The sequence below is a fragment of the Streptomyces sp. NPDC051578 genome (assembly GCF_044454045.1).
Classification (GTDB): Bacteria; Actinomycetota; Actinomycetes; order Streptomycetales; family Streptomycetaceae; genus Streptomyces.
The window spans coordinates 1,641,382-1,666,798 of the sequence record NZ_JBITDH010000001.1; the positions used below are offsets into that span (position 1 = coordinate 1,641,382).

The window sequence follows — 25,417 nt, forward strand, 5'->3', positions numbered from 1 at the left end:
CCAGGGCGGATGCGTCGGCGGGCTCGGAAACCGGGGCCAGTGCTTCGGCAGAGCCGGCCCCGGAGAGGGCCGCGGTACCCGGGGCGTCGGCGGGCTCGGCCGGGGCTCCGCCCGGCACCGCCGAGACGGCCTCGTCGGCCGACCCGGCCCCCGCCGGCAGCGCGGGGCCGGGGGCGCCCGAACCGGCGTCTCCCGCCAGGGCGGATGCGTCGGCGGGCTCGGAAACCGGGGCCGGTGCTTCGGCGGAGCCGGCCCTGGGAGTGGCGGCGGCACCCGGGGCTCGGGCGGGCAGCGCCGGCGCGTCGGCAGGGTCGGACGGGGCTTGGGCGGACAGCGCCGGGGCATCGGCGGGCTCGGAAACCGGGGCCGGTGCCTCGGCGGAGCCGGCCCCTGAGAGGGCCGCGGTACCCGGGGCGTCGGCGGGCTCGGACGGGGCTTGGGTGGGCAGCGTAGGGGGGGAGGTGGCGGCCGTCGCCGTGAGGCGGAGGGCGGTCAGGAGGGGGGCGACGGCGGGCTCGTGGCGGAGGGGGGTGTCCGTGCCGTCCGTCTCCGCCGGGACTCCGGCCGAGATCAGCGCGCGCCGCATCGCCGGGAGCGTGCGGCCGCCGGCGCGGACCAGGACGGCCATGTCCCGCCACGGCACGCCGTCCTCGAGGTGGGCGCGCCGCAGGATGTCGGCGATGTTGTCGAGCTCGGCGCCGGCCGTCGGGTAGGTGTACACCTCCACCCGGCCCCCCTCCCGTACGGGCTCCAGCGCCCGGTGCGCCCGGACGGCGGCCGACGGCAGGCGCGGCACCGGCATGCGGGTGGTCAGCAGGCGGGTGGCGGCCAGCAGGGCGGCGGCCGAGCGCCGGCCGACCGTCAGGGCCCGTACCTGCGCGCCCGGGAAGGAGCCCTCGAAGTCGAGGATGTTGTTGATGTCGGCGCCCCGGAACGCGTAGATCGACTGGTCCGGGTCGCCGAAGGCGACCAGCGTGCCGCCCGGCCCGTTCAGCGCGCGCAGCAGCCGCAGCTGCGAGGCGTCCGTGTCCTGGTACTCGTCGACGTAGATCACGTCGTACGCGGAGGCCAGGGCGGGCGTGCGCTCGGCGAGGAGCACCGCGCGGTGCAGGAGCTCCGCGTAGTCCAGGGCGCCCTGGAGGTCCAGGACGTCGAGGTACTCGGAGAGGAACGCGGCCGCCGCCTTCCAGTCGGGGCGGCCGATGCGGTCGGCGAAGTCCGACAGGGCGTCCGGTCCCAGGCCCAGCTCTCGTGCGCGGGCCAGGACGGCCCGGACCTCGTCCGCGAAACCCCGGGTGGTCAGCGCGGCCCGCAGGTCGTCCGGCCAGCGGATGGAGCGGATCCGGCGCTGGCCCTCCAGCAGGGCGCGGACCATCACGTCCTGCTCCGGTCCGGACAGCAGCCGCAGCGGGTCGGCGAAGAGGTCGGTGTCCTGGTGGGCGCGGACCAGGCCGTAGCAGAAGGAGTGGAAGGTGGTGGCCTGCGGGGCGCGGGCACCGCCCAGCCGCAGGGCGGCCCGGTCGCGCAGTTCGACGGCCGCCTTGCGGCTGAAGGTCAGGATCAGGATGCGGGCCGGGTCGGTCCCCGCCTCGACCCGGGCGGCCGCCGCCTCGATGAGCGTGGTGGTCTTGCCGGTACCCGGCCCGGCCAGCACCAGCAGAGGTCCGCCGGTGTGCTCAACCACCGCCCGTTGCGCTGCGTCCAGGACAGGGGGAGCCACCCGTTCCGGCCCGGTGCGCACCAGGCGGTACGCGTCGGAGGTACGCGTACGCCGCTCTGAGCGGTCGGAGGGGGAGGTGATCACGTGGGGTGCCGGTCCTGGTGGGTCTGCGGGTGGTACGGGTGTTTCGGCTGGTACGGGTGCGTCGGGCGCGCGGGGCGGTGCGCCCGGGGCGTCGCTCGCGGCCGCACCGGGCGGGACGGCCGAAGAGGCAACGCTACGCCACCGGCACCGCCCGCCGCAGTCGTCCCGCAGCCCTCGGCGGGGACCGGACATCGCCCCGCGGGCCCCTCGTGTCGTCCCCCGTACGAGGCTTCGGCCTCCCGCCAGGGCCATCAATGGCCGAAGCTGTCAGATGTGAGCCTCGTCGCCTCCGTCACGTCCGTCCCGGCCGTCCCAGCGCGCCCGCCGCATCACCAGCCGCGGCTCGCCGCCGGCGCTCTCGCGCAGCGGTGTGCCCTCGGCCCGGTAGTGCTCCAGGGCCCGGTGCTCGCTGCCCGGCAGCGGCCGTCCGTCCGCGCGCACCACGCGCCACCAGGGCACGGCGCCGCCGTACAGGGCCATGACGCGGCCGACTTGGCGTGGTCCGCCCGCGCCGAGCCACTCCGCGACGTCCCCGTACGTCATCACCCGGCCGGGCGGAATCCGCTCGGCCACCTCCAGCACCCGCTCCGCGTACTCGGGCAGTTCTGCGCTCATCCGGACCATGGTGCCGCACGCCACCGACAGCACCGTGGAAGGTTTCCTTCCGCACCGGCGCGCACCCTGCTGCCCCGCGCGTACGCCGGTCCGTGCCACCATCTTCCGGGCGGTGACTGGTGATACGTGATCAAGAAGAGACGGAAGTGACGGCGAAGGAGCAGGGTGTGAGCCCTCCCGACGGCGCGACGTCGGACGACGGCGCACGCCCAGACACGCCCCGCGACGACCGCCGGGAGCCGGGCCCGGAGCCCGTCGGCAAGGGTGGCGACCGCGGCCTCGACGGCGGTGACGGCCGACCCGGCGAGGTCGACGACGTCCCCGGCGCCAAGGACAAGCCCAAAGCCGAGGCCGAGGCCGAGGCCGACGGTCTCGACAGCCCCGAGCGTCCGCACGGCCACACCCCGACGGACGCCGACCGCGTGGAGGTCGACGAGCCGCTCCTCGCCGCCCGCGTCCACCGGCCCTCCGACCTCGTCCGGCTCCTGGTCGGCATCCTCGGCATCGCCGTCGTCCTCGGCATCTCCGCCTTCGCCCACGGCACCACCGCCGGCCTCGAACAGGACATCTCCAACGGCACCGGCCAGGCACCCGACGTACTGATCAAGGTCGCCGGTCTGGTGTCGAGCATCGCCGTACTGCTCGTGCCCGTCGCCTTCGCCATCGAACGGCTGATCAAGCGCGACGGTCTGCGCATCGCCGACGGCGTACTCGCCGCGGTCCTCGCGCACGGCGTGACCCTCGCCACCGACCTCTGGGTCTCCCAGGCCGCCCCCGGGACGATCCAGGACGCCCTGACCCGCGCCACCGGCGTCGGCGGCACCCTCACCGACCCGGTGCACGGCTACCTCGCGCCCGTCATCGCCTACATGACCGCCGTCGGGATGACCCGCCGCCCCCGCTGGCGGGTCGCGCTGTGGGTCGTCCTGCTGCTCGACGCCTTCGCGATGCTGGTCAGCGGTTACACGACGCCCTTCTCGATCATCCTGACCGTGCTGATCGGCTGGAGCGTCGCGTACGGGACGCTGTACGCGGTCGGCTCCCCGAACGTCCGCCCCACCGGGCAGAACCTGCTCGCCGGGCTCCGCCGGGTCGGCTTCCAGCCGGTGAGCGCGATGCGCGCCGAGGCGCCGGACAGCGCCGAGACCTCCGAGGTCAGCGACCGGGGCCGCCGGTACCACGTGACGCTGGAGGACGGGCCGCCGCTGGACGTCACCGTCGTCGACCGGGAGCAGCAGGCGCAGGGCTTCTTCTACCGGGTCTGGCGCCGGCTCACCCTGCGCGGCATCACGACCCGGCGCAGCCTGCAGTCGCTGCGCCAGGCGCTGGAGCAGGAGGCCCTCCTCGCGTACGCCGCCATCGCGGCCGGGGCCAACGCGCCGAAGCTGATCGCGACCTCCGAACTCGGGCCGGACGCCGTGATGCTCGTGTACGAGCACCTGGGCGGCCGGACGCTGGACTCCCTCCACGACGAGGAGATCACCGACGAGCTGACGCGCAACGCGTGGGAGCAGGTGCGGGCGCTGCAGTCGCGGCGGATCGCGCACCGGCGGCTCACCGGGGACGCCCTGGTGGTGGATCGTTCCGGCAATGTGATCCTCACCGACCTGCGGGGCGGTGAGATCGCGGCCGGCGACCTGGTCCTGCGGATGGACATCGCACAGCTGCTGACCACGCTCGGCCTGCGGGTCGGCGCGGAGCGGTCGGTCGCCTCGGCGGTGTCGGTGCTCGGCCCGGACGCGGTGGCGGACTGCCTGCCGCTGCTCCAGCCGATCGCGCTGAGCCGCTCGACGCGGGCGACGCTGCGCAGGCTGGCGCGGGAGCGGGCCGACCGGGAGCGGGAGGCGGTACTGGAGTCCTCGCGGGCGGCGAAGGCGGCGCGCGAGGCGGACTCCGCCGCGAGCCCGGCGGCCGACCGGAAGGCGGAGAAGCGGGCGCTGGACGACGCGCTCGACGGGGCCCGCGAGGAGGACCTGCTGAGCCAGATCCGCCGGCAGGTGCTGCTGATCCGCCCGCAGGCGCCGGTGGAGCCGGCCCGGCTGGAGCGGATCCGGCCGCGCACGCTGGTCTCGTTCATCGCGGGGGCGTTCGGGGCGTACTTCCTGCTCACGCAGCTGGCCCACGTCGACTTCGCGACCATCGTCGGGCAGGCCCAGTGGGGCTGGGTGGGGGCGGCTCTGGCCTTCTCGGCGCTCAGCTACTTCGCCGCGGCGATGAGCCTGCTGGGCTTCGTACCGGAGCGGGTGTCGTTCCGGCGGACGGTGGTGGCTCAGGTGGCCGGGTCGTTCGTGAAGCTGGTGGCCCCGGCGGCGGTGGGCGGTGTCGCGCTGAACACGCGCTTCCTCCAGCGGGCCGGTGTGCGGCCGGGGCTGGCGGTGGCGAGTGTGGGTGCCTCGCAGCTGTTCGGCCTGGCCAGCCACGTCCTGCTGCTGCTGTCCTTCGGTTACCTGACGGGGACGGAGAAGACCCCGGAGATGACGCCGTCGAGGACGGTCATCGCGGGTCTGCTGACGGTCGCGGTGCTGGTGCTGGTGGTGACGGCGGTGCCGTTCCTGCGGAAGTTCGTCGTGACGCGGGTACGGGCGCTGTTCGCGGGCGTGGTGCCGCGGATGCTGGACGTGCTCCAGCGGCCGCAGAAGCTGATGACGGGCATCGGCGGGATGCTGCTGCTGACGGCGTGCTTCGTGATGTGCCTGGACGCGTCGATCCGCGCGTTCGGCGGCGGGCAGGCCATCAGCTACGCGAGCATCGCGGTGGTCTTCCTGGCGGGCAACGCGCTGGGGTCGGCGGCGCCGACGCCGGGCGGCATCGGCGCCGTGGAGACGACGCTGACGCTGGGCCTGATCGCGGCGGGGCTGGAGAAGGAGGTCGCCATCTCGGCGGTGCTCCTGTTCCGCCTGATGACCTTCTGGCTCCCGGTCCTGCCGGGCTGGCTGTCGTTCAACTTCCTGACCCGCAAGGAAGCCATCTAGCTCCGCGGGTCGTACGGATCCTCCCCGGGCCGGGACCATCGGCTCGCCCGCGCCCGCCCCGGCCCCTGCGCTCCCCCGGCAACGCGTCCGGCGCGACGGGCCCCGGTCGGCCGGGGCCCCGACGGCCACGGTCCGCTTCAGCCTGGGTCCCCGGGGCGCCCGGGGTCCCGGGCGGCCACGTCCCGGTCAGCCTGAGTCCCCGCGCCGGCCGGAGTCCCCGTCGGCCACGGTCCCGGGCGGCCGGAAGTCCCCGGGCGGCCGGAGTCCCCTGTCAGCCGGGGTCCCGGGCGGCCGGGGAGTGGTGGGAGGTGAGGAGTTGGGCCAGGCGGGACAGGGCCGGGGACATCGTGGGCGGCAGGGGGAGGGAAGCCGGCAGCGGGGTGGCGGGGCCGGGCGGGGAGTCGATGAAGTCCGGCTCCGGGAAGTCCGCCGCGCGTTCCGCCGCCTCCAGGGCCAGCAGGTGGACCGAGAAGTCGTGGGCCAGCGCGACGACGCGCGGGTCGTCCGGCGGGAACTGCGGGTCGGAGAGCACCTCGATCTCCAGCTCCAGCCGGCGCTGCTCCGCCTGCAGCCGCGGGTGCAGGGCGGTCGCGCGGTGCCCCCTCGCCGGCGACGGGGGCTGGGACGACGCCAGTCGCAGGTCGCTTCCGCAGGCGCGCAGGCGGCGTACCGTCGACAGCAGCGTGCGGGCCCGTTCCCGCTGCCGCTCCAGCGCCGCCTCCAGCTCCGCCAGCAGATCGCCCCGCCCGGCCGCCGCGCGCTCCATGGCCGCCCGGACCTCGGTCGGCGGCGTCCCCAGTTCGGTCATCCCCCGCACCCACATGATGCGGACGACGTCCTCGTACCCGTACCGCCGGCGCTCGCCCGGGCCCCGCTCGGGCTCCGGCAGCAGCCCGCTCCGGTGCAGGTGCCGGATGACGTTCGGCGTCGTACCGGTCAGGGCGGCGGCTTCGCCGATCCCGACCCACTGGGCGTGTTCCATGGATACAGGTGACCACGTCCGGCCCCGCCCCGCACACCCCCGAACGGCCCATCACCCGCGCGCCGCGGCCCGTCCGACCACAGGATGGGGTACATGCCGACCAACGCACTGCGGGTCACCGCCGCCGCAGCCGTCACCGCCGCGCTGCTCACCGCCAGCGCCTGTTCCTCCGGCGACGGCAAGGAGAAGGACAAGCCGACCTCAGGCAGCAACGCCCCCAAGGCCCTGAAATGGGGGGAGTGCGACGCCCCCACCGCCGCCGAGGGCGGCGGGCAGGCCCCCGGCAAGGACTGGCAGTGCGCCACCATCGACGTGCCCCTCGATTACGCCAAACCCGAGGGAGAAACGATTCAACTGGCCCTGATCCGAGCCAAGGCGCGCGACAAGGACAAGCGCATCGGCTCCCTCCTCTTCAACTTCGGCGGCCCCGGCGGCTCCGGCATCACCACCCTTCCGGGCGCCGCCAAGGAGTACGAGGCGCTGCGCTCCCGCTACGACCTGGTCAGCTTCGACCCGCGCGGCGTGGGCCGCAGCGCCCCCGTGCGCTGCGAGGACGACCGGCAGCTGGACGCGTACTACGCCTCGGACTCCACGCCCGCGACGCCGCAGCAGGAGAAGACGTTCGTCGACAACATCCAGCGGTACCGGCAGGCCTGCGAGCGCAACTCCGGCAAGGTCCTGCCTCACGTCGGCACCGAGAACGCCGCCCGCGACATGGACCGGATCCGCCAGGCGCTCGGCGACGAGAAGCTGAACTACTTCGGCATCTCCTACGGGACCGAACTCGGCGGGGTCTACGCCCACCTCTTCCCGAAGAACGTCGGCCGGGCCGTCTTCGACGCCGTGGTGGACCCGAGCCAGACCTCGGAGCAGGGAGCGCTCGGCCAGGCAAAGGGCTTCCAGCTGGCGCTCGACAACTTCGCTCAGGACTGTGTGAACCGCGGTGACGCCTGCCGCCTCCAGGGCAGCACCGCGAAGGAGATCGAGGAGAACGTCACCCGGCTCCAGAAGCAGCTGGCGGCCAAGCCGATCCCCGGCCTCCCCGGCCGGCAGCTCACCGATTCCGCCGCCACCAACGGCATCGCCCAGGCGCTCTACTCCAAGGAGCTCTGGCCCCTGCTGGAACAGGGGCTGGACGAGGCCGAGGGCGGGCAGGGGCAGTTGCTGATGGCGCTGTCGGACGCCCTCAACGGCCGTGACCAGCAGGGCCGCTACAGCAACATCGGGGCGGCGAACACGGCGATCAACTGCGCCGACTCCAAGCAGCGCTTCACGCTGGCGCAGACGAAGTCGAAGCTGCCGCAGTTCCGTTCGGCTTCGCCCGTCTTCGGCGACTTCCTCGGCTGGGCGCTGATGAGCTGCACGGACTGGCCGGTCGCGGGTGCCTGGGACACTCCGGACGTCTCCGCCCGCGGTTCCGCCCCGATCCTGGTGATCGGCAACACCGGCGACCCGGCGACGCCGTACGAGGGCGCGCGCAAGATGGTGGAGCGGCTCGGCCCCGGCGTCGGCGTGGAGCTGACGTACAAGGGCCAGGGGCACGGCGCGTACAACAGCGGCGACCCGTGCGTGCAGCAGACGACGAACGCCTACCTGCTGGACGGGAAGGTGCCGGGCGCGGGCAAGGTCTGCACCCCGAGCCAGAACCCGTCGGCCCGGCCGTCGCTGCCGGAGCAGCCGGGCGACGCCGGCGACGCCTGAGCAGCAACGGCCGCCGCCGCGACCGCAGCTGCCACGGCCGCGGCCGTACACGCCGAGGGGGCCGCACCGCGCGCGTGCGCGGTACGGCCCCTCGGCGTGTGGACGGATCAGTAGACCGGCTTCTCCGGCTCGATCTGGTGGACCCAGCCGATGACTCCGCCGCCGACGTGCACCGCGTCGGAGAAGCCCGCGGACTTCAAGACCGCGAGGACTTCCGCACTGCGGACACCCGTCTTGCAATGCAAGACGATGCGCTTGTCCTGCGGGAGGTCCTGGAGGGCCGTGCCCATCAGGAACTCGCCCTTGGGGATCAGCCTCGCGCCCGGGATCGAGACGATCTCGTACTCGTTCTTCTCGCGGACGTCGATGATCTCGATCGGCTCGTCGCTGTCGATCCACTCCTTGAGCTGCTTGGGAGTGATCGTCGAACCGGCCGCCGCCTCCTGGGCCTCCTCCGACACGACGCCGCAGAAGGCCTCGTAGTCGATGAGCTCGGTGACGGTCGCGTTCGGACCGCAGACGGCGCAGTCGGGGTCCTTGCGGACCTTGACCTGGCGGTACTGCATCTCCAGGGCGTCGTAGATCATCAGGCGGCCGACCAGCGGCTCGCCGACACCCGTGAGGACCTTGATCGCCTCGGTGACCTGGATGGAGCCGATGGACGCGCAGAGCACGCCCAGCACGCCGCCCTCGGCGCAGCTCGGGACCATGCCCGGCGGCGGCGGCTCCGGGTACAGGCAGCGGTAGCAGGGCCCGTGCTCGGACCAGAAGACGGAGGCCTGGCCGTCGAAGCGGTAGATGGAGCCCCACACGTACGGCTTGTTCAGCAGCACGCAGGCGTCGTTGACCAGGTAGCGGGTGGCGAAGTTGTCCGTGCCGTCGACGATGAGGTCGTACTGGCTGAAGATCTCCATCACGTTCTCGGCTTCGAGCCGCTCTTCGTGAAGGACCACGTTCACGTACGGGTTGATGCCCAGCACGCTGTCACGGGCCGACTCGGCCTTCGAACGGCCGATGTCCGCCTGGCTGTGGATGATCTGGCGCTGGAGGTTCGACTCGTCGACCTCGTCGAACTCCACGATGCCCAGCGTGCCGACGCCGGCCGCGGCCAGGTACATGAGGGCGGGCGAGCCGAGGCCGCCGGCGCCGACGGCCAGCACCTTGGCGTTCTTGAGGCGCTTCTGGCCGTCCATCCCGACGTCGGGGATGATCAGGTGACGCGAGTACCGGCGGACCTCGTCAACGGTGAGCTCAGCTGCTGGCTCGACCAGGGGTGGCAGCGACACGGGGACTCCAGGGTCATCCCCGCGGACGCGGGGAGCATTTGTAGGCTGTTCTCTCCCGTAACACTGCCACGCCCTTCTTCATTCCGAGACACCCGGTCCGATCCGCGAGACGATTTCGTCCCAGTACCCGGGCATCGACGCCCAGGGGTCACGGTCGCAGGCCCCGCGCCGGTCGGTGAACCAGACCGTCCCGGCGCCCTGCCAGCGGGCGATCCGCAGCGCCTCGTCCAGGTGGGTGCGCGGCACCCCGTGCACCAGGTGGCAGAAGAGCTCCGGCGGGTACTCGGCCGTCCACTCCGCCACCAGCGACCAGCGGTAATCGGCCCAGGCACCGGAGAAGGTGACCAGCTGGTCGGCGGTCTCCGCGAACCCCTCGTAGGGGTGGGTGCCGTGGTCCAGCACGATACGGAGACCCTCGCCGAGGCCGCGCAGGGCGTCCACCACGCGGCGCACCGAGGGCAGGTCCTCCCGGTCCGCCGGGGTGTCGGCCAGGTAGAAGCCGCCGACCCCGTACCAGTCCCGGAAGCGGTGGGCGTCGCCGATCAGCTCCGCGAACGACCGCGCCCCGTCCCGCATGGCGAGACGGCCGAGGAGACGGCGTCCCGGGCCGGCCGAGCCTCCCGAGCCGGCCGGGTCGCCCGCGTCGCGCAGCCGCGCGGCCGCCTCCGCGCAGTGCGCGTCGGGCCGGCCGCCCGGGCCGTCCGCGACGTTGAGCACCGCCCAGTGCAGCGGCGTCCCGGGCCGGGTCAGCTCGGCCCACTCCACGGGGGCGAGCAGCGGGTGCGCGTAGCCGGGGGTGCCCAGGCCCAGGCGGGCCGCCCCGGTCGCGGCGGCCTGGGGCGGCGTCGTCAGATGCGGCACGCCGCCTCCATCCAGATGTCGGCCAGGGACTCCTCCAGGTTGATCCGGGGCCGCCAGCCGAGCCGGTCGCGGGCGGTGCGGACGTCGGCCTGCTGCCAGCTCCCGCAGCCGTCGGGGTACGGGGCCTGGGGGGCGGCGGCGAGCTGCTCGGCCGTGGCCTCGGCGCGCGGGGAGCCGATGGCGGGCAGGCCCTGCGGGCGTCCCGGGTGCCCGTGCGAGAGCGGGTGCTGCGCGCCGCCGTGCGGTACGTCCAGTTCGTGCAGGGAGCCGCCGTATCCCGCGACCCGGGCCAGTACGGCCGCCGCGTCGCGCAGCCGGACCGCACGGCCGGTGCCGATGTTGACGACGCCCTGGGCGGCGGAGAGGGAGGCCGCGTGCACCGCCCGGGCCACGTCGCGCACGTCGACGAAGTCGCGCTGCACCCCGAGCCCACTGAGCTTGAGCTCCCCGTCGCCGGACTGCATGGCCCGCCGCATGGCCTCGGCGAGCCGGCCGAGGGGGGATCCGGCGGGCGTGCCGGGGCCGACGGGCGAGAAGATCCGCAGTACGACAGCGTCCAGCCCGGAGCCGAGCACCAGCTCGGTCGCGGCGAGCTTGCTGACGCCGTACGGTCCGCCCGGTCTCGGGACGGCGTCCTCGGCCGTGGAGGATCCGGGCTGGCTGGGCCCGTACTCGGCGGCGCAGCCCAGCTGGACGAGCCGGGCCCCGCAGCCGCTGCGGCGCAGCGACTCGCAGATGGTGGCGACGGCCACGGTGTTGTGACGGGTCAGCTCGCGGGCGCCGCCGCGGGTGGCGCCCGCGCAGTTGATGACGACGCCCGGGTGGACGGCGTCCAGGAACCGGGTGAGGGCCCCCGGGCTGCCGGTGGCGAGGTCGAAGCGGACGTCGGCGTCGTCGCCCCGGCCGAGCGCGGTGAGCTGTACGGCGGGGTCGGCGAGCAGCCGGTCGGCGACGTAGCGGCCGAGGTATCCGTTGGCTCCGATCAGCAGCACCCTCATCGCGCGGCCCCTTGGTTGGTTGGCTGGCCGGTCATCCTGTTTCTCCTTGGGTCTGGGTGGGGTGGTAGGGGTACGGCGCTCCGGCGTCGGTGTCCGAAGGGCTCAGGGACGCGCGTGTGCGGACGCACGGGACAGCGCGAAGACGGCGTGTACGAGGAGTCCCGCGGCGGCGGCGAGCGGGGCCGCCGGGACCGGTACGAGGGCCACCGCCAGGGCGGCCGCGACGGGCGCCCGGTGCGCACCGTGGGCGAGCAGCACCCGGGTCAGGAAGAGCAGCGCCGCGAGGGGGACGGCCACGGCCGGCGGTGCCGAGGCGAGTACGGCGGCCCCCGCGGCGGCCGCGGTGAAAGCGGCGACGGCGGCGACCAGCAGCGGCCGCACCCCGGCGGCGAAGTCCTCCAGGACCCGGCTCCCGGCCAGGCCGCGCCGGGCACGCGCCGCGAAGGCGGTGGCGGCCAGGTGCCCGGGGGCCACGGCCAGGGCGAGGGCGACGCCGAGGGCGGGGCCGTGCCGCTGGACGGCCCAGCCGACGGCGGCCGCCGCGAGCAGGTGCGACAGGCCGGGGAACCGCCCCCCGGCGGTCCGCCCGGGCCACACGAGCGCGGCGACGGTGACGGCCACCGCGACGGCGCCGGCCCACGGCAGGCGGGCGGCGACGGCCCCGAGCGCGACGGCTCCGGGCAGCAGGGCGCAGCCGAAGCGGCGCAGCGCGCCCGGGGTGACGGCGCCGGCCGGGGCCCGCACGGCCCGGGTCTCGCCGCGCGGGGTGCGGGCGTAGAGCTCCTCGGCGAGGGAGAAGACGTCCCGGTGCCGAAAGCGCGCGGCGGTGCGGTCGGTGATGCCGTGGGCTTCGAGCCCGGCGGCGATCTCCAGCGGGTCGACGGCGCGTTCGCACAGGTCGCGGTGGCTGTGCAGCAGCGCCTTGACGGGGTCCCCGGCGGCCCGCCGGCGCGGGGCGGCCGCAGGGTCGGGCCGCAGCCCGGTGTCGTCGAGGGTCATGCCGCCGCCTCCGCAGCCGACGCGGACCCGGCCAGAGGGGCGGGCAGGGGCTCGGGCACAGCGTCCCGTCCCGGCACGGGAGCGGGCGGAGCCGCGGACGCCGGCGCGGGCCCGGACGCCGGCGCGGGCGCGGGCTCCGGCGGCGGTTCCGCGGCGGCTTCGGGCACCGTCGCCCAGGTCGGCGTCGTCCAGTGCCCCGGGACCCGCGCCTCCGGCGGCTGGGCGAAGGGGATCCCCCCTCCGGACCGGGCCGGGCCCTGGGCGAGCAGGAGCAGGTAGAGGTCGCTGAACGCGGCCACGTTCTGCTCGACGGTGAACAGTTCCAGGGCCCGCGCCCGGGCGGCCGCTCCGAGCCGCTGCGCCCGCTCGGGGTCCCGGAGCAGCGACAGGCAGGCCTCGGCCAGGGCCTTGGGGTTGCGCGGCGGTACCACCAGGCCGGTCCCGCCGATGACCTCGCACACCGCGCCCACGTCGGTGGAGACGGTGGCCCGGCCGCAGAACATCGCTTCGGCGAGGGTGAGCGGGAACCCCTCGATCACCGAGGACAGCAGCACCACCCGCCCCGCCCCGTAGGCGTCGGCCGCCGACGGGGCCTCGGGTCCGCCGATCCCCTCGAAGGTGACCGGACTCTCCCCCATCGTGATCGCGTCGGCGGCCTCGTCGGGGAAGAGCTGCGCGGCCAGGGAGCGGCATTCGGCCAGGTAGCCGGGGACCGCGGCGGTGGCGAAGATCCGCAGCCGCGTTTGCGGCTCGGCCCTGCGCACCTCGGCGAAGGCGTGCAGCAGGGCGACGAGGTCCTTGGCCGGCTCTATCCGGCCGACCCACACGAGCGTGTCCGGGTCTCCGCAGCCGGGGTCCTCCCCGACGGTGGCGAATCGGTCCGCCTCCATCCCCGGGTGGACCGTGCGCACCCGCTCCCGTGCGGCCCCGCACCGCTCCTGCCAGCGGCGTGCGTGGGCGTTCCCGGGGGTGAGCAGGTCGGCCCGGGCATAGATCTCGGCGGCCAGGCGGCCGTGGAAGGCCGCCAGGAGGGCGCGTACGGCGGGGCGCTGGTCCGGGGAGTGCTCCAGGTAGTGGGCCCGCAGCCGCACCCCGTACTCGGTGACCAGCAGCGGGACCCCGAAGAAGCGTTTGGTCAGCAGTCCGGGGAGCGCCGCGGTCCCGCCGGCGGTGGCGTGGCACACGTCGACCCGGCCGAGGTCCCCGTACCAGTCGAGGGACAAGGGCCGCAGGAGGCGCTCCAGTTCGTCCACGAACTCCAGCAGGTCCGGGACCCGGGCGGCCTGAAGGGCGCGGCCCGCACCCGGTGCGCGGCAGCCCGCCTCCACCGCCCGTACGGCGGTTTCCGAGCGCAGGGCGGCGGACAGCCCGCCCTGCTCGCGGGCGAGTTCGGCCAGTCCGTACAGCCCGGCGGCGAAGGGGCCGGCCTCGCCCGCGCAGATCCCGCGGACCAGGTCGCCGAAGCAGTCGGCGAACCGACGGCGCTCGCGCCGGGAGGGGCGGCGCCCGTCGTCGGCGGGGGCCCACAGCGAGGCGGTCCGCACCAGGGTGGCGTTGCCGGGCAGCGGCACGCGGCCGCGCCCTTCCTGTTCGGCGCTGCGGCTCAGCGCGTAGAGCTCGAACGCGTGCTGCGGCAGTCCGCGCACGAGCCGGTCGCACCACGCTCCGGCCTCTCCTGACGCATACGGATAACCACCTTCCGTGAGCAGTCCGATCCGCACGAGTGGCACCCCCGATCTCCCGTTACAGGCGGTCTCCGTCGGTCCGTCGACCCGCCGCGGGAGAACTCAAGCCGATATGCCGAAGGCGCGACGGACGGTTGTCCATCGCGCCACCGGAAGGGGTGAAGAGTCGTAACTTTCGCCTGCGGACCGCGTTCGAGCGCGCTAAAAAGGCACCGGCCGCGCCCGGTCCGTCGTTCGGCGGGCGTCAATTGCCGGGATACACCCAGGGGTTGGGTTTGCAGGCGATGTTGTCGATGTCGAGGGACTTCGTCTGCTGCTGCATGATCGGGGCGAGCGCTCCCGGCGTGCGGCAGTTGACGTGACCGTGTCCCAGTCGGTGCCCGACCTCGTGGTTGATGAGCATCTGGCGGTAGGCGAACATCTGGTCCGCGCCGTAGGTCGGGGAACCCTGGGCCCAGCGGAACGCGTTGATCATCACGCGTTCGGTCGCCGCGGAGTCGCAGGAGACGTTGTCGACGGTGGTGTCCAGCCCGGATTTGGCGCACCACACACCGGTGGTGCCGGGGCTCGCGAGGGTGATCACGAAGTCGGCCTCGCCGCCCGGGACCCGCTCGAAGGTCATCTCCCCGTTGTGCGCCCAGCTGCGCGGGTCGTTGAGGGTGCGTTGCACCGCCTCCGCGAACAACTGGGGGTCCAGGCCCAGCCCCTGCTCCACGTCGACCCGGTACCGCATCAGCTTCCCCTTGCCCGGGGCCTTGGCGATGCCCGGGACGGTGTCGAAGAGGCCCGTACCGGTCAGCTTCGCGTCGATCGGCAGCTGCTGGGCCATCTTCTGCTCGTAGGTCAGCTCCGCCGGGACCACCTCGGGCGTTGCCCGGCCCTCGGAGCGTGACGCCGGCGACTGCCCGGCGACCGGCCGGTCCTTGGCGCTGCCCGCGGCGGCCCGGACCGGACCGGTGTCGCCGTCGCTCCGGCCGGCCACCTGCCCGGCCACGACGACGGCGAGCACGGTGGTCACGGCCGCCGCGGCCATGCCGGTGTAGGTACGGATCTTCGTGCCGCGGCCGGACCCGGGCGCGGGCTCCGGCTCGGGCGCCGTCAGCGGTTCCGGCCGGGTCTGCGGTTCGGGCGTCTGCGGTTCGGGCGTCCGCGGTTCGGGTCCGCGCTCCGGCGCGACGGGCGGGGTACGGGGCCCGGGGAAGACGACCACGGGGGTGCCGAACGCCGGGGTGTCGCCGTCCCGTCCGGCAGGCGGCGCCACCACGCGCACCCGCGGCACCCCGCGCCAGTCCCCGTACGCGATGCCGGTGCCGGTCGACGGCCCGGAGCCCCATGCGCCACCGGGCTCCCGCTGTTCGGGATGCCCGGCCGGCCGCTCCTCGCGGGGCGGTGCGACGGAGCCGAACGCGTCGAAGGCGGCGCCGTGCGCCGGGCCCCGGACGGATTCCCGCGGGCGCTCGTCCGGCGCGGACTCCACCGACGGCGCGGGCCTGGTGGGGGCGGAGCCCTTGCGACTATGTCGTCCCACTCGTCTCAGCCTCTGCCGTCTTCGATGTCTGCCGTGTCTGCCGTGTCTTCGCTCTGCTCGCTCTGTTCGCGCTGCTCGTTCGGTCCGCGCGGGCCGGGTTCTTCCGGCCGCCCGGCCGTGAGCCCGGCCGTCTGCTTCCCGGCAGCAGTCTGGCGCGCGCGTTCGGTGTCCCGCATCAGTTCCCGGAAGGCCGTGGCAACCACCTCCGGGTACTCCATCATCGCCACGTGGCCCGCCTCGGGCAGACTCAGCAGCCGTGAACCGCGGAAGGCCGCGGCCGCCTTGTGCGCCTTGCGGAACGAGACGAGCTGGTCGCGGCCGCCGTAGATCAGCAGGGTCGGCGCGAGCACCCGCTGCGCCTGCCGCCACAGTCCGTGCTGGCCACCGAGGGTGTAGGCGTCGACGATGCCGCGCGACGAGCGGGTCATCGCGTCCCAGAAGTACGGCAGGGCCATCCGCCGTTCCATCTCCTCGACGGCGGCCTCGAAGCCCTCCGACGTCACCCGTGAGGGGTCTCCGTAACAGAGGGCCGTCACCCCCCTGGTGCGCTGTTCCGCGCTCATGCCGCGGGTGAGGCGGCCGAACAGGGTGGCGACTCCGGGCAGCGCCAGCAGGGCGGTGGGCACCGCCGACCGCTGTACGCGCAGCTCCGGCAGCGCGGGCGAAACCAGCGTCAGGGTCCGTACGAGGTCGGGCCGCACGGCCGCCACCCGGGTGGAGACGGCGCCGCCCAGGGAGTTCCCGAACAGGTGCACCGGCCCGCGTCCGGCGGCGTCCAGGTAGCGGATGACCACGCGGGCCAGGCCGGTGACGGAGTAGTCCCGGTCGGCGGGCGGCGGTGACCAGCCGAACCCGGGCAGGTCGACCGCTTCGCAGTCCACGTCGCCGGCCAGCTGCTCCATGAGCGCCGACCAGTTCTGCGAGGAACCGCCGAGCCCGTGCACGAACAGGGCGGGCGGCAGTCCTTCCCGTACAGGTGGCCGGAAACGTACGTTCAGCTCCAGGCCGGACAGCGGGGCCGTGCGCAGCCGCTCCCCCTCGGCCACCCGGGCGCCCCCCACCTGGGAGGTCAGCTCGGCTGCGGCCTTCACACCCGGCAGCTCCGTCGAAGACATGGGGGCAATGTTACGAGACGATCACACCCGGCCCCTTGTGTCGGCGGTCACAGGACCACCTGGCGGCGTAACCGCGATCCTCCTAGGCTCATAGGGAGACGAGCGAAGGCGAGGGGAGCGGTATGACGGTCGATCCTGCCGAACCGGACAGTTTCCAGGAGGAGCTCCGGGAGTTTCCCGACCCGGAGACGCCCGAGGCGGATGCCGCGGAGCAGCACACCGACGTCCAGCCGCACGACGACGACCGGCCGACCGGTGTGGACCGGGACGAGGCCACCGACGGAGACGCCTTCGAGCAGGCACGGGTGGTCCCGCTGGACGAGGACGACTACCGCTGACCAGCGTGTCCGGTCGGTCGGGAGTGGTCCGTACAGCGAGAAAACTCGGCCTGAACCCACCAGATTCGGTTACCGAAAAGTACGATGGCGGCGCGGCGCAGAGCGCAGTGTGTTCTTAGAGAAAGTGGGAGGCGGCGTGACAGCCATCGAGCAGACGGACGCAGCGCGTCCCCGGGGCACGCGACTGCCGCGCCGCGCCCGACGCAACCAGCTCCTGGGCGCGGCCCAGGAGGTTTTCGTCGCGCAGGGGTACCACGCGGCGGCGATGGACGACATCGCCGAGCGCGCGGGTGTCAGCAAGCCAGTCCTCTACCAGCACTTCCCCGGCAAGCTCGACCTCTACCTCGCGCTGCTGGACCAGCACTGCGAGGCGCTGCTGCTGGCGGTGCGCACGGCGCTGGAGTCGACGACCGACAACAAGCTGCGCGTCGAGGCGACCATGGACGCCTACTTCGCGTACGTGGAGGACGAGGGCGGCGCGTTCCGGCTGGTGTTCGAGTCGGACCTGACGAACGAGCCGGCGGTGCGCGAGCGCGTCGACCGGGTCTCGCTCCAGTGCGCCGAGGCGATCTCCGACGTCATCGCGGAGGACACCGGCCTGTCGAAGGACGAGTCGATGCTGCTGGCGGTGGGTCTGGGCGGTGTCTCGCAGGTCGTGGCCCGGTACTGGCTGTCGAGCGAGAGCCCGGTCGCCCGCGACACCGCGGTGGGTCTGCTGACCTCGCTCGCCTGGCGCGGCATCGCCGGTTTCCCGCTGCACGGCACCGAGGGCTGAGGCCGGGGCGCGGGCCTGCCGCGCCGGGGGCCGCTGTTCGCTGCGAGCGTGTCCGCCGCGAGCCGATCGTGTCCCCTCTCCGGGCTAATGTGGACCGGGTACGGCGCGGCTGATCGCGCGAACCGGATCGTCGGAGGGACAAAGCCGTGGAGGTCAAGATCGGCGTGCAGCACGCACCCCGGGAGATCGTGCTGGAGAGCGACCTGAGCGCCGAGGAGCTGGAGGGCATCGTCACGGCGGCGCTGTCCGGCACGGTGCCGCTGCTGAGCCTGACCGACGCCAAGGGCCGCAAGGTCCTGGTGCCGTCCGACCGCCTGTCGTACGTCGACCTGGGCGAGCCGAGCGGGCGCAGGGTGGGCTTCGGCGCGCTCTGAGGGGCGTGACCCCGGTTCCAGGCAGACCGAGAGTGACGGCCCGGCGGATGGATCCGCCGGGCCGTTTCCCTTTCTTCCGCTTCGGGTAGGAGCGCACTGCTGCACCCCGGAAACGCCCGCCGACGTAGGGAAGGGACCTCATGCTGCTGATGGAAGCGCTCGGCTCCGGTCTGCTGGGACTAGCTCTTGCCGGGGCGGCCGTGCGCGCGCTCGGGGAGCGGTTGCCTTCTTCCAGAACGGTGCTGGTGAGCGGGGTGGCGGGGGCGCTGTTCGGGGCGTACCTGACGCACATGTCGCTGGGCCCCGGGCACAACACGCTGGCGGCGACGCTGCTGGGGTCCGTGATGGTGTCCGCGGTGGTGCTGTCGCTGCTGCTCCGGCCCGCCGGGGGATCCGGCCGGTCCCGCAGGCGGCCTCCGTTTTCGCTTCCTACGCGGGGCTGACCCGCGACCGCGCGGGGCCGGTCCGCAGGCCACGCGGGGCTGACCCGCAGGCCACGCGGGACTGACCCGCAGACCGCCGGGCACCGCACGAGCACGTCGGCCCCGGGCGGGGATCCCGCTCTGGGGCCGGGCGCGTTCTCGGGCGGCTCAGGCGGCGAGGCCGAGGGCCGCCATCCGCTTGGTGTGGGCCTTGGTGATACGGGTGAACATCTCGCCGACCGCCGCGAGGTCGAAGCCGGCCGCCATCCCGTCGACACCGCCGACCAGCATGGTCGACAGCGCGTCGCGTTCGGCGACCACGCGCTGGGCCTGCGAGAGCGCCTCGCCCATCAGCCGGCGGGCCCACAGCGCGAGCCGGCCGCCGACGCGCGGGTCGGCCTCGATCGCGGCGCGCACCTTCTCGACGGCGAAGCCGCCGTGGCCGGTGTCGTCGAGCACGCCGACCACGAGGGCGCGGGTGTCGGTGTCCAGGTGGGTGGCGACCTCGCGGTAGAAGTCGCTGGCGATGGAGTCGCCGACGTACGCCTTGACCAGGCCTTCCAGCCAGTCCGAAGGGGCGGTCTGGCGGTGGAAGTCGTCGACGCCCTTGGCGAAGGGCTCCATCGCGGCGGTGGGCTCGGCGTCGATCGCCGACAGCCGGTCGCGGAGCCGCTCGAAGTGGTGGAACTCGGCGGAGGCCATCTTGGCCAGTTCGGCCTTGTCGGAAAGCGTGGGCGCGAGCTTCGCGTCCTCGGCCAGGCGCTCGAACGCCGCGAGTTCTCCGTACGCGAGCGCGCCGAGCAGGTCCACGACGGCTGCCCGGTACTGCGGTGAGGCCGAGGCGGTAGCCCAGTCCTGGGCGGCGATTCCGGCCGCCTCCGCGGGGGTGCCGTCGTCGGCGGGCGATGCGTTTTCTACGGTCGACATGCACCGCACAATAGCCCGCCGAAACCCGCCGTGAACCACCTGCTCAGTCCACCTAAACGCGACTACCAGGTGAATTCACCCGACACAGCTGCGCGATTCCGGGGTACAGTGGTAATGCGCCTGCCGGAAACTCGGCGGGCCATCCGAATGAGGATGCCCGGTCGGTGGCCCGATCGGCTCCACCCGACCGCCCTCTGTGTGGTGCGTACGTTCATACGTACCGCCTGCACGAGGGGCCCCCTCAGCGGCAGAAGCGCTTGAGCGAAGGCTAGTGGTCCCGCGCAGCTTTGTACGGCCCGCCCGAACGTGGGTGGGTGTAGTACTGCAAGCCCGGCACGGTACGACCCCCCTCGCCGCCTCGCGCCGCGTCTCACAGAAGAGGCAGCACCCTGACTACGTTCCGTGAACTCGGGATCCTCCCCGAGACCGCCGAAGCCCTTGAGGCCGTCGGCATCGTGACCCCCTTCCCGATCCAGGAGATGACCCTCCCCGTAGCCCTTTCCGGCTCGGACGTCATCGGCCAGGCCAAGACCGGAACCGGCAAGACGCTCGGTTTCGGCCTTCCGCTGCTGGAGCGCGTCACCGTCCCCGCCGACGTCGAGGCGGGCCGGGCCCGGCCCGACCAGCTGACCGACGCCCCGCAGGCGCTCGTGGTGGTTCCCACCCGCGAGCTGTGCACGCAGGTCACCAACGACCTGCTGACCGCGGGCAAGGTCCGTAACGTCCGCGTCCTCGCCATATACGGCGGCCGCGCGTACGAGCCGCAGGTCGAGGCCCTCAAGAAGGGCGTCGACATCATCGTCGGCACCCCGGGCCGTCTCCTCGACCTGGCCGGCCAGCGCAAGCTGGACCTGTCCCACGTCAAGGCCCTCGTCCTGGACGAGGCCGACGAGATGCTCGACCTGGGCTTCCTGCCCGATGTCGAGAAGATCATCAACTACCTGCCGCCGAAGCGCCAGACCATGCTGTTCTCGGCGACCATGCCGGGCGCGGTCATCGGCCTGGCCCGCCGGTACATGTCGCAGCCGACGCACATCCGCGCCACCTCCCCCGAGGGCGAGGGCGTGACCGTCGCCAACATCAAGCAGCACGTCTTCCGTGCGCACAACATGGACAAGCCGGAGCTCGTCTCCCGCATCCTCCAGGCCGAGGGCCGTGGCCTGGCCATGATCTTCTGCCGTACGAAGCGCACGGCGGCCGACATCGCCGAGCAGCTGGAGAAGCGCGGCTTCGCCTCCGGCGCCGTCCACGGCGACCTGGGCCAGGGCGCCCGCGAGCAGGCGCTGCGGGCGTTCCGCAACGGCAAGGTCGACGTGCTGGTGTGCACCGACGTGGCCGCGCGCGGCATCGACGTCGAGGGTGTGACCCACGTCATCAACTACCAGGCGCCGGAGGACGAGAAGACCTTCCTGCACCGCGTCGGCCGTACCGGTCGCGCGGGCAACAAGGGCATCGCCGTCACCCTGGTCGACTGGGACGACATCCCGCGCTGGCAGCTGATCAACAAGGCGCTGGAGCTGGACTTCCACGAGCCGGTCGAGACGTACTCCACGTCCCCGCACCTGTTCGAGGAGCTGAACATCCCGGCCGGGACCAAGGGCGTCCTGCCGCGTGCCGAGCGCACCCGGGAGGGCTTGAAGGCCGAGCAGCTGGAGGACCTGGGCGAGACCGGCGGCCGCGGTGGTCGTGGCGGTCGCGGCCCGGCCGCGGCCGCGCCGGCCGAGGAGCGTCCGGCCCGTACGCGGACCCCGCGCCAGCGCCGCCGTACGCGCGGTGGTGCCGAGACGGGCGCCGCCGAGACGGTGGCCGCGGCCGCCGCGGTGACCCCCGTCGCTGAGGCGCCCGCCGCTTCGGCCCCCGCCGCCGCGGCTCCGGCCGTTGCCACTCCGGCCGCCGATGAGCCGCGCAGGCCGCGTCGGCGCCGGACCCGTGCGGCCGCGCCTTCGGCGAACGCCGCCGCGGCGACCCCGGTCGCCGAGGCGCCCACCGCCGCCCCGGAGCCGGACTTCCAGATGGCTGCGGCCGTCGAGCCCGTCCGGCCGGCGCGCCGCCCGGTCCGCCGGGCCGTGGCCCCGTCCGCCGCGGAGCCCGACTTCCAGATGGCCCCGCCGGTGGAGCCTGCCCCGGCCCGCCGCACCCGGACCCGCAAGGCCGTGGCTCCGGTGGCCGAGGCCGTCGCCGAAGCCGTCGTGGTCAGCGCTCCGGCCGCGGTCGCGGAGGAGGCTCCGGTCAAGCCGAAGCGCACCCGGACCCGCAAGGTCGCCGAGGCCGCCCCCGTGGCGACCGAAGCGGCGCCCGAGGCCGCTGCGGTGGCCGAGGAGGCCCCGGTCAAGCCCAAGCGCACCCGGACCCGCAAGGTCGCCGAGGCCGCCCCCGTGGCGACCGAGGCGGCGCCCGAGGCCGCTGCGGTGGCCGAGGAGGCCCCGGTCAAGCCCAAGCGCACCCGGACCCGCAAGGCCGCCGCCGTGGAGGCGCCCGCCGGCGCCGCCGCGGAGGAGGCTCCCGCCAAGCCGAAGCGCACGCGGACCCGCAAGGCCGTCGCGCCGACGCCGGAGGCGTAATACCGCTCCACGGCCCCGGTCCCCTCTTCGGAGGGGACCGGGGCCGTTCGCGTACCAGGGGCTGTACCGGACACTACGGGCCGGTAACCTCGGGCCCATGAGCAAGCCGCCCCGCCTGACCCTGCCGTCCGTCGCCCGCGCGTACCGCCTCGGGACCGCGCGCGGGGAGTTCGCCGTGCACGAGGCGGGCGAGCCGCTGAACGGCACGGCCCTGCTGGTCCCCGGCTTCACGGGCAGCAAGGAGGACTTCATCGGCCTGCTGGAGCCGCTGGCCGCCGCCGGGTACCGGGTGATCGCGGTCGACGGGCGGGGCCAGCACGAGAGTCCGGGCCCGCGCGACGAGGCCGCGTACGGGTGCGAGGAGCTGGCCCGGGACCTGCTGGCCCAGGCCCAGGCGCTGGACACCGGGCCGGTGCACCTCGTCGGCCATTCGCTCGGCGGTCTGATCTCCCGCGCGGCCGTGCTGCGCGACGCCGCGCCCTTCGCCTCCCTCACCCTGATGAGCAGCGGGCCGGCCGCGATCAACGAGCACCAGCAGGCCCGTACGAAGCTGCTGATCGCGGCGTTGGAGACGCTGCGCGACGACATGGCGGCGGTGTGGGACGCGATGCGCGCCCAGGACCCGCCGAACGCCACGCCCGACGCCCCCGAGCTGGCGGGCTTCCTGCGTGAGCGGTGGCTGGCGACGGTGCCCGAGCAGCTGATCGGCACGGGGCGGGTGCTGATCTCCGAACCCGACCGGGTGGCGGAGCTGGCGCAGGTGCCGCTGCGCAAGCTGGTCCTGTCGGGGGAGGTCGACTACGCCTGGCCGGTGCCGCTGATGGACGAGATGGCGCGGCGCTTGAGGGCGGCGCGAGTCGTCGTCGAGGACGCGGAACACTCCCCTAATGCCGAGAACCCGCAGGTCACGGCGGGTGCATTGGCCGCCTTCTGGGGTGCGGACCCGGCAGGGACGGCATCCGGTCGTTAGCGAGTGAAAAAATTTCCTTAGCGTAGGGAATGTTTGCGGCTTACACTTCGTTATGCCAGTGCAAGAGAAACACTGACGAAGGGAGAAGCCCGTGCGCTTCGAGATTCTGCGCCTGGACGATGTCAACGGAAGCGCCGTGGACAGCACCGTCGTGGACGCGGCCTCCGTCAACCGGATCGTGCAGCACGCCGCCTCTGTGGGCCAGCGCATTCTGATCCGACCGGCCGAGACCGCGTCCAACTGAGCCGCTCGCGCGATTGCCCACTGTTACGCGACAGACGACGTAATGCCCCGCACCGGACCGGTGCGGGGCATTCGCATGTGCGGGGCGGCGCGCTGCGGGCCGCCGGAGCCTCAGGCGTGCACGACCTGGAGCACGCCGTTGATGATCTGCTGGACGGCGATCGCCGACAGCATCATGCCGGCGAGGCGCGTCACCAGGACCACGCCGCCGTCCTTGATCACTCGGATGATCACCAGCGAGTAGCGCATGGTGATCCACAGAACGACGTGCATGGCGATGATCGCCGACCAGACCGAGACCTGCCCGCCGAAGCCGCCGGCCTTCTGGACGGCCAGGATGACGGAGACGATCGCACCCGGCCCCGCCAGCAGCGGCATGCCGAGCGGCACGAGCGCCACGTTCACGTCCTTGGTCTGCTTGGGCTCGTCCGTCTTGCCGGTGAGCAGGTCCAGCGCGATGAGCAGGAGGAGCAGCCCGCCCGCGATCATCAGCGCCGGCACGGAGACGTGCAGGTAGTCGAGGATCTGCTGACCGCAGATACCGAACACGGCGATGACTCCGAAGGCCACGCAGACGGCCTGCCAGGCCATGCGGCGCTGCACCTTGGCGGCGCGGCCGGAGGTCAGGGCGAGGAAGATCGGCGTGATCCCCGGGGGGTCCATAATCACGAAAAGCGTGAGAAATAGGGATCCGAAGACGGCGAAATCAAACACAGTGGTGCCTTGCAGGAGAGAGGGGTGTAGCGAAGAAGAGTGGGGAGGGGCGAGGGCTCAGCCCTCGTGGCGCCGTCCACCGGCACCGGGGACGGGGAACGCCCCGGTGGCGCGGCGCGTGATCTCGCCGTAGATCTCGGGGTCGGTGGTGTACTCGCCGAGGCGGCAGGTCTTGCGGCTGCCGTGGTAGTCGCTGGACCCGGTCGTCAGCAGGCCCAGGTCGTCCGCGAGGCCCCGCAGCCGGGCGCGCGTCGCGGCGTCGTGGTCCATGTGGTCGACCTCTATGCCGTCCAGTCCGGCCGCCGCCAGTTCGGCGAGGGCGCTCTCCGGCACGCAGACGCCGCGCTTGACGGCGGCGGGGTGGGCGAGGACGGTGACCCCGCCGGCCGCCTTCACCAGGCGGATCGCGTCGAAGGGGTCGAGCTCGTGCTTCTCCGCGTACGCGCGGCCGCCGTCGGCGAGCCAGTCGGGCGTGAACGCGTCGGAGACGGTGGGCACGACGCCGAGTTCGACGAGGGCGGTGGCGATGTGCGGCCGGCCCACGGAGCCGGCGCCGGCGATCCGGGCGACCTGCTCCCAGGTGATGTCCACGCCGAGCGCCCGGAGCTTGCCGATCATGGCCTGGGCGCGGGGGGTGCGGTCGTCGTGGACCAACTCCCGCTCGGCGTGCAGCTCGGGCTCTTCGGGGTCGAAGAGGTAGGCGAGCATGTGCACCCCGGTGCCGTCGAGCCGGCAGCTGAGCTCGGCGCCGGTGACGAGGGTGAGCCCCTGTGGCAGGGCCGCGATGGCCTCGGCGTACCCGCCGACGGTGTCGTGGTCGGTCAGCGCGACGACGTCCAGCCCGGCGGCGGCCGCGTTCCGCACCAGCTCGGCGGGGGTGTCGGTGCCGTCCGAAGCCGTGGAGTGGGCGTGCAGGTCGATGCGCACAGCCAAGCTCCAGGGTTCGGGACGTACGGGGGACACTCAAGGGTACCCCCGCCCCTGGCCGGGCCTTGACGTGCGCGAACGCGGGACGGGGCGGGTGTCGGCTGCCGGGCCGCCGGGGCGGGGCAGGGCGCCCCCGGCTGCCGCGGGGCCCCGGGCGGCCGGGGCGGGGCGGCCCCGGCCGCCCGGGGCTGCGGGTGGGCCGCTGCGCGGGGCGGTCCCCTACCCGCCCTTCCTCCGTTCCCCGGGGCTCCGCCCCGGACCCCGAGCCCCGCTCGTACGGCCGGCCCGGGGGCATCCTGCTGTTCGCGCCGGCGCGCGGGCTCCGGCCAAGGGCTGGGGGTCGGCGCTCGCGCTGGCGCGTGCCGCTGGCCCCGACGAACGCCGGGCCGGAGTTGCCGGGCAGACCCTGGGGCTTTCCCGCATCGCGCGGCCGCGCCGGACTACGACCGTCGGCCAAGGGCCCGGGTCGGCGCTCGCGGTGGTGCCTGCCACTGGCTCTCGCGGGCCTCCCGTGGGGGTGGGCGTGGGGGGCACGCGTGCCCTGAGCGTCGATGCGGGCCTGGGAAACCGGCAGCCGGTGCGCCATCCGGCCGGGGGTGCCGGGGAGTCCCCGGGGGCGA

The 25,417-nt window shown here is 73.9% G+C and carries 22 protein-coding genes; 9 read left to right on the top strand and 13 right to left on the bottom strand.

Features of this window, described 5'->3' with window-relative positions; genetic code table 11:
• Together ACIA6C_RS07290 and ACIA6C_RS07295 are read right to left on the bottom strand one after the other, a co-directional pair.
• Positions 1–1,720, bottom strand: a 1,720-nt coding sequence (locus tag ACIA6C_RS07290; protein ID WP_399274518.1) for a UvrD-helicase domain-containing protein, incomplete at its 3' end; no start/stop codon positions are given.
• A 351-nt stretch (positions 1,721–2,071) separates the two neighbouring features.
• Entirely contained in the window at positions 2,072–2,419 is a 348-nt protein-coding gene (locus ACIA6C_RS07295; RefSeq protein WP_366082532.1) for an MGMT family protein, read from the bottom strand.
• Positions 2,420–2,538: 119 nt separating this feature from the next.
• Between ACIA6C_RS07295 and ACIA6C_RS07300 the strand changes: the two genes are divergently transcribed.
• Positions 2,539–5,391, top strand: a complete 2,853-nt coding sequence (locus ACIA6C_RS07300; RefSeq protein WP_399273507.1) for a YbhN family protein — start codon at positions 2,539–2,541, stop codon at positions 5,389–5,391.
• A gap of 271 nt (positions 5,392–5,662) precedes the next feature.
• Here ACIA6C_RS07300 and ACIA6C_RS07305 read toward each other — a convergent pair whose 3' ends face one another.
• Positions 5,663–6,373: a MerR family transcriptional regulator gene (locus ACIA6C_RS07305; protein ID WP_399273509.1), complete on the bottom strand. Its 711-nt coding sequence runs from the start codon at positions 6,371–6,373 to the stop codon at positions 5,663–5,665.
• A 93-nt stretch (positions 6,374–6,466) separates the two neighbouring features.
• On the opposite strand from ACIA6C_RS07305, the gene ACIA6C_RS07310 reads away from it, so the two are divergent.
• On the top strand, positions 6,467–8,074 hold the full coding sequence (locus ACIA6C_RS07310; RefSeq protein WP_399273511.1) for an alpha/beta hydrolase: 1,608 nt from the start codon (positions 6,467–6,469) through the stop codon (positions 8,072–8,074).
• A gap of 107 nt (positions 8,075–8,181) precedes the next feature.
• Here ACIA6C_RS07310 and moeZ read toward each other — a convergent pair whose 3' ends face one another.
• The 7 genes from moeZ to ACIA6C_RS07345 all read right to left on the bottom strand — a co-directional run bounded on the left by moeZ (position 8,182) and on the right by ACIA6C_RS07345 (position 16,546).
• Positions 8,182–9,360, bottom strand: coding sequence for an adenylyltransferase/sulfurtransferase MoeZ (gene moeZ / locus ACIA6C_RS07315; protein WP_136213940.1), 1,179 nt, complete (start codon positions 9,358–9,360; stop codon positions 8,182–8,184).
• A 78-nt stretch (positions 9,361–9,438) separates the two neighbouring features.
• Positions 9,439–10,221: a spherulation-specific family 4 protein gene (locus tag ACIA6C_RS07320; protein WP_399273513.1), complete on the bottom strand. Its 783-nt coding sequence runs from the start codon at positions 10,219–10,221 to the stop codon at positions 9,439–9,441.
• Entirely contained in the window at positions 10,209–11,219 is a 1,011-nt protein-coding gene (locus tag ACIA6C_RS07325; RefSeq protein WP_361128979.1) for an NAD-dependent epimerase/dehydratase, read from the bottom strand. Before ACIA6C_RS07325 ends, ACIA6C_RS07320 begins: the two co-directional genes overlap by 13 nt.
• 102 nt (positions 11,220–11,321) lie before the next feature.
• Complete coding sequence (locus ACIA6C_RS07330) at positions 11,322–12,218, bottom strand: hypothetical protein (protein ID WP_399273515.1); 897 nt, start codon at positions 12,216–12,218, stop codon at positions 11,322–11,324.
• Positions 12,215–13,939, bottom strand: a complete 1,725-nt coding sequence (locus ACIA6C_RS07335) for a DUF3492 domain-containing protein (protein WP_399273517.1) — start codon at positions 13,937–13,939, stop codon at positions 12,215–12,217. The genes ACIA6C_RS07330 and ACIA6C_RS07335 overlap by 4 nt, the downstream gene beginning before the upstream one ends.
• A 208-nt stretch (positions 13,940–14,147) precedes the next feature.
• Entirely contained in the window at positions 14,148–15,431 is a 1,284-nt protein-coding gene (locus ACIA6C_RS07340) for a DUF3152 domain-containing protein (protein ID WP_399273519.1), read from the bottom strand.
• 5 nt (positions 15,432–15,436) lie between these two features.
• On the bottom strand, positions 15,437–16,546 hold the full coding sequence (locus ACIA6C_RS07345) for an alpha/beta fold hydrolase (RefSeq protein ID WP_399273521.1): 1,110 nt from the start codon (positions 16,544–16,546) through the stop codon (positions 15,437–15,439).
• 122 nt (positions 16,547–16,668) lie between these two features.
• On the opposite strand from ACIA6C_RS07345, the gene ACIA6C_RS07350 reads away from it, so the two are divergent.
• From ACIA6C_RS07350 to ACIA6C_RS07365, 4 genes are all read left to right on the top strand, one after another.
• Positions 16,669–16,884, top strand: coding sequence for a hypothetical protein (locus ACIA6C_RS07350; protein ID WP_329198055.1), 216 nt, complete (start codon positions 16,669–16,671; stop codon positions 16,882–16,884).
• Positions 16,885–17,020: 136 nt separating this feature from the next.
• Complete coding sequence (locus ACIA6C_RS07355; RefSeq protein ID WP_361128994.1) at positions 17,021–17,659, top strand: TetR/AcrR family transcriptional regulator; 639 nt, start codon at positions 17,021–17,023, stop codon at positions 17,657–17,659.
• A 146-nt stretch (positions 17,660–17,805) separates the two neighbouring features.
• Positions 17,806–18,033, top strand: coding sequence for a DUF3107 domain-containing protein (locus ACIA6C_RS07360; protein WP_361128997.1), 228 nt, complete (start codon positions 17,806–17,808; stop codon positions 18,031–18,033).
• Positions 18,034–18,173: 140 nt separating this feature from the next.
• Positions 18,174–18,476: a hypothetical protein gene (locus ACIA6C_RS07365; RefSeq protein WP_366082794.1), complete on the top strand. Its 303-nt coding sequence runs from the start codon at positions 18,174–18,176 to the stop codon at positions 18,474–18,476.
• A 147-nt stretch (positions 18,477–18,623) separates the two neighbouring features.
• Here ACIA6C_RS07365 and ACIA6C_RS07370 read toward each other — a convergent pair whose 3' ends face one another.
• Positions 18,624–19,382 (bottom strand): ferritin-like fold-containing protein, encoded by a 759-nt coding sequence (locus ACIA6C_RS07370; protein WP_329198047.1) that lies wholly within the window; start codon positions 19,380–19,382, stop codon positions 18,624–18,626.
• Between the two features lie 455 nt (positions 19,383–19,837).
• Here ACIA6C_RS07370 and ACIA6C_RS07375 point away from each other — a divergent pair, with 455 nt between their 5' ends.
• From ACIA6C_RS07375 to ACIA6C_RS07385, 3 genes are all read left to right on the top strand, one after another.
• Positions 19,838–21,943 carry a DEAD/DEAH box helicase gene (locus tag ACIA6C_RS07375; protein WP_399273525.1) on the top strand — a complete coding sequence of 702 codons (2,106 nt, stop codon included), beginning with the start codon at positions 19,838–19,840 and terminating at the stop codon, positions 21,941–21,943.
• Positions 21,944–22,040: 97 nt separating this feature from the next.
• Positions 22,041–22,913 (top strand): alpha/beta fold hydrolase, encoded by an 873-nt coding sequence (locus ACIA6C_RS07380; protein ID WP_399273527.1) that lies wholly within the window; start codon positions 22,041–22,043, stop codon positions 22,911–22,913.
• 91 nt (positions 22,914–23,004) lie between these two features.
• A complete protein-coding gene (locus tag ACIA6C_RS07385; RefSeq protein WP_168714059.1) occupies positions 23,005–23,157 on the top strand; it encodes a hypothetical protein in 153 nt (50 codons plus the stop codon).
• Positions 23,158–23,267: 110 nt separating this feature from the next.
• Here the strand turns inward: ACIA6C_RS07385 and ACIA6C_RS07390 are convergent, their stop codons facing one another.
• Complete coding sequence (locus ACIA6C_RS07390) at positions 23,268–23,870, bottom strand: MarC family protein (RefSeq protein WP_399273529.1); 603 nt, start codon at positions 23,868–23,870, stop codon at positions 23,268–23,270.
• Positions 23,871–23,927: 57 nt separating this feature from the next.
• Positions 23,928–24,797, bottom strand: coding sequence for a PHP domain-containing protein (locus ACIA6C_RS07395; RefSeq protein ID WP_399273531.1), 870 nt, complete (start codon positions 24,795–24,797; stop codon positions 23,928–23,930).
• Between the last annotated feature and the right edge of the window lie 620 nt (positions 24,798–25,417).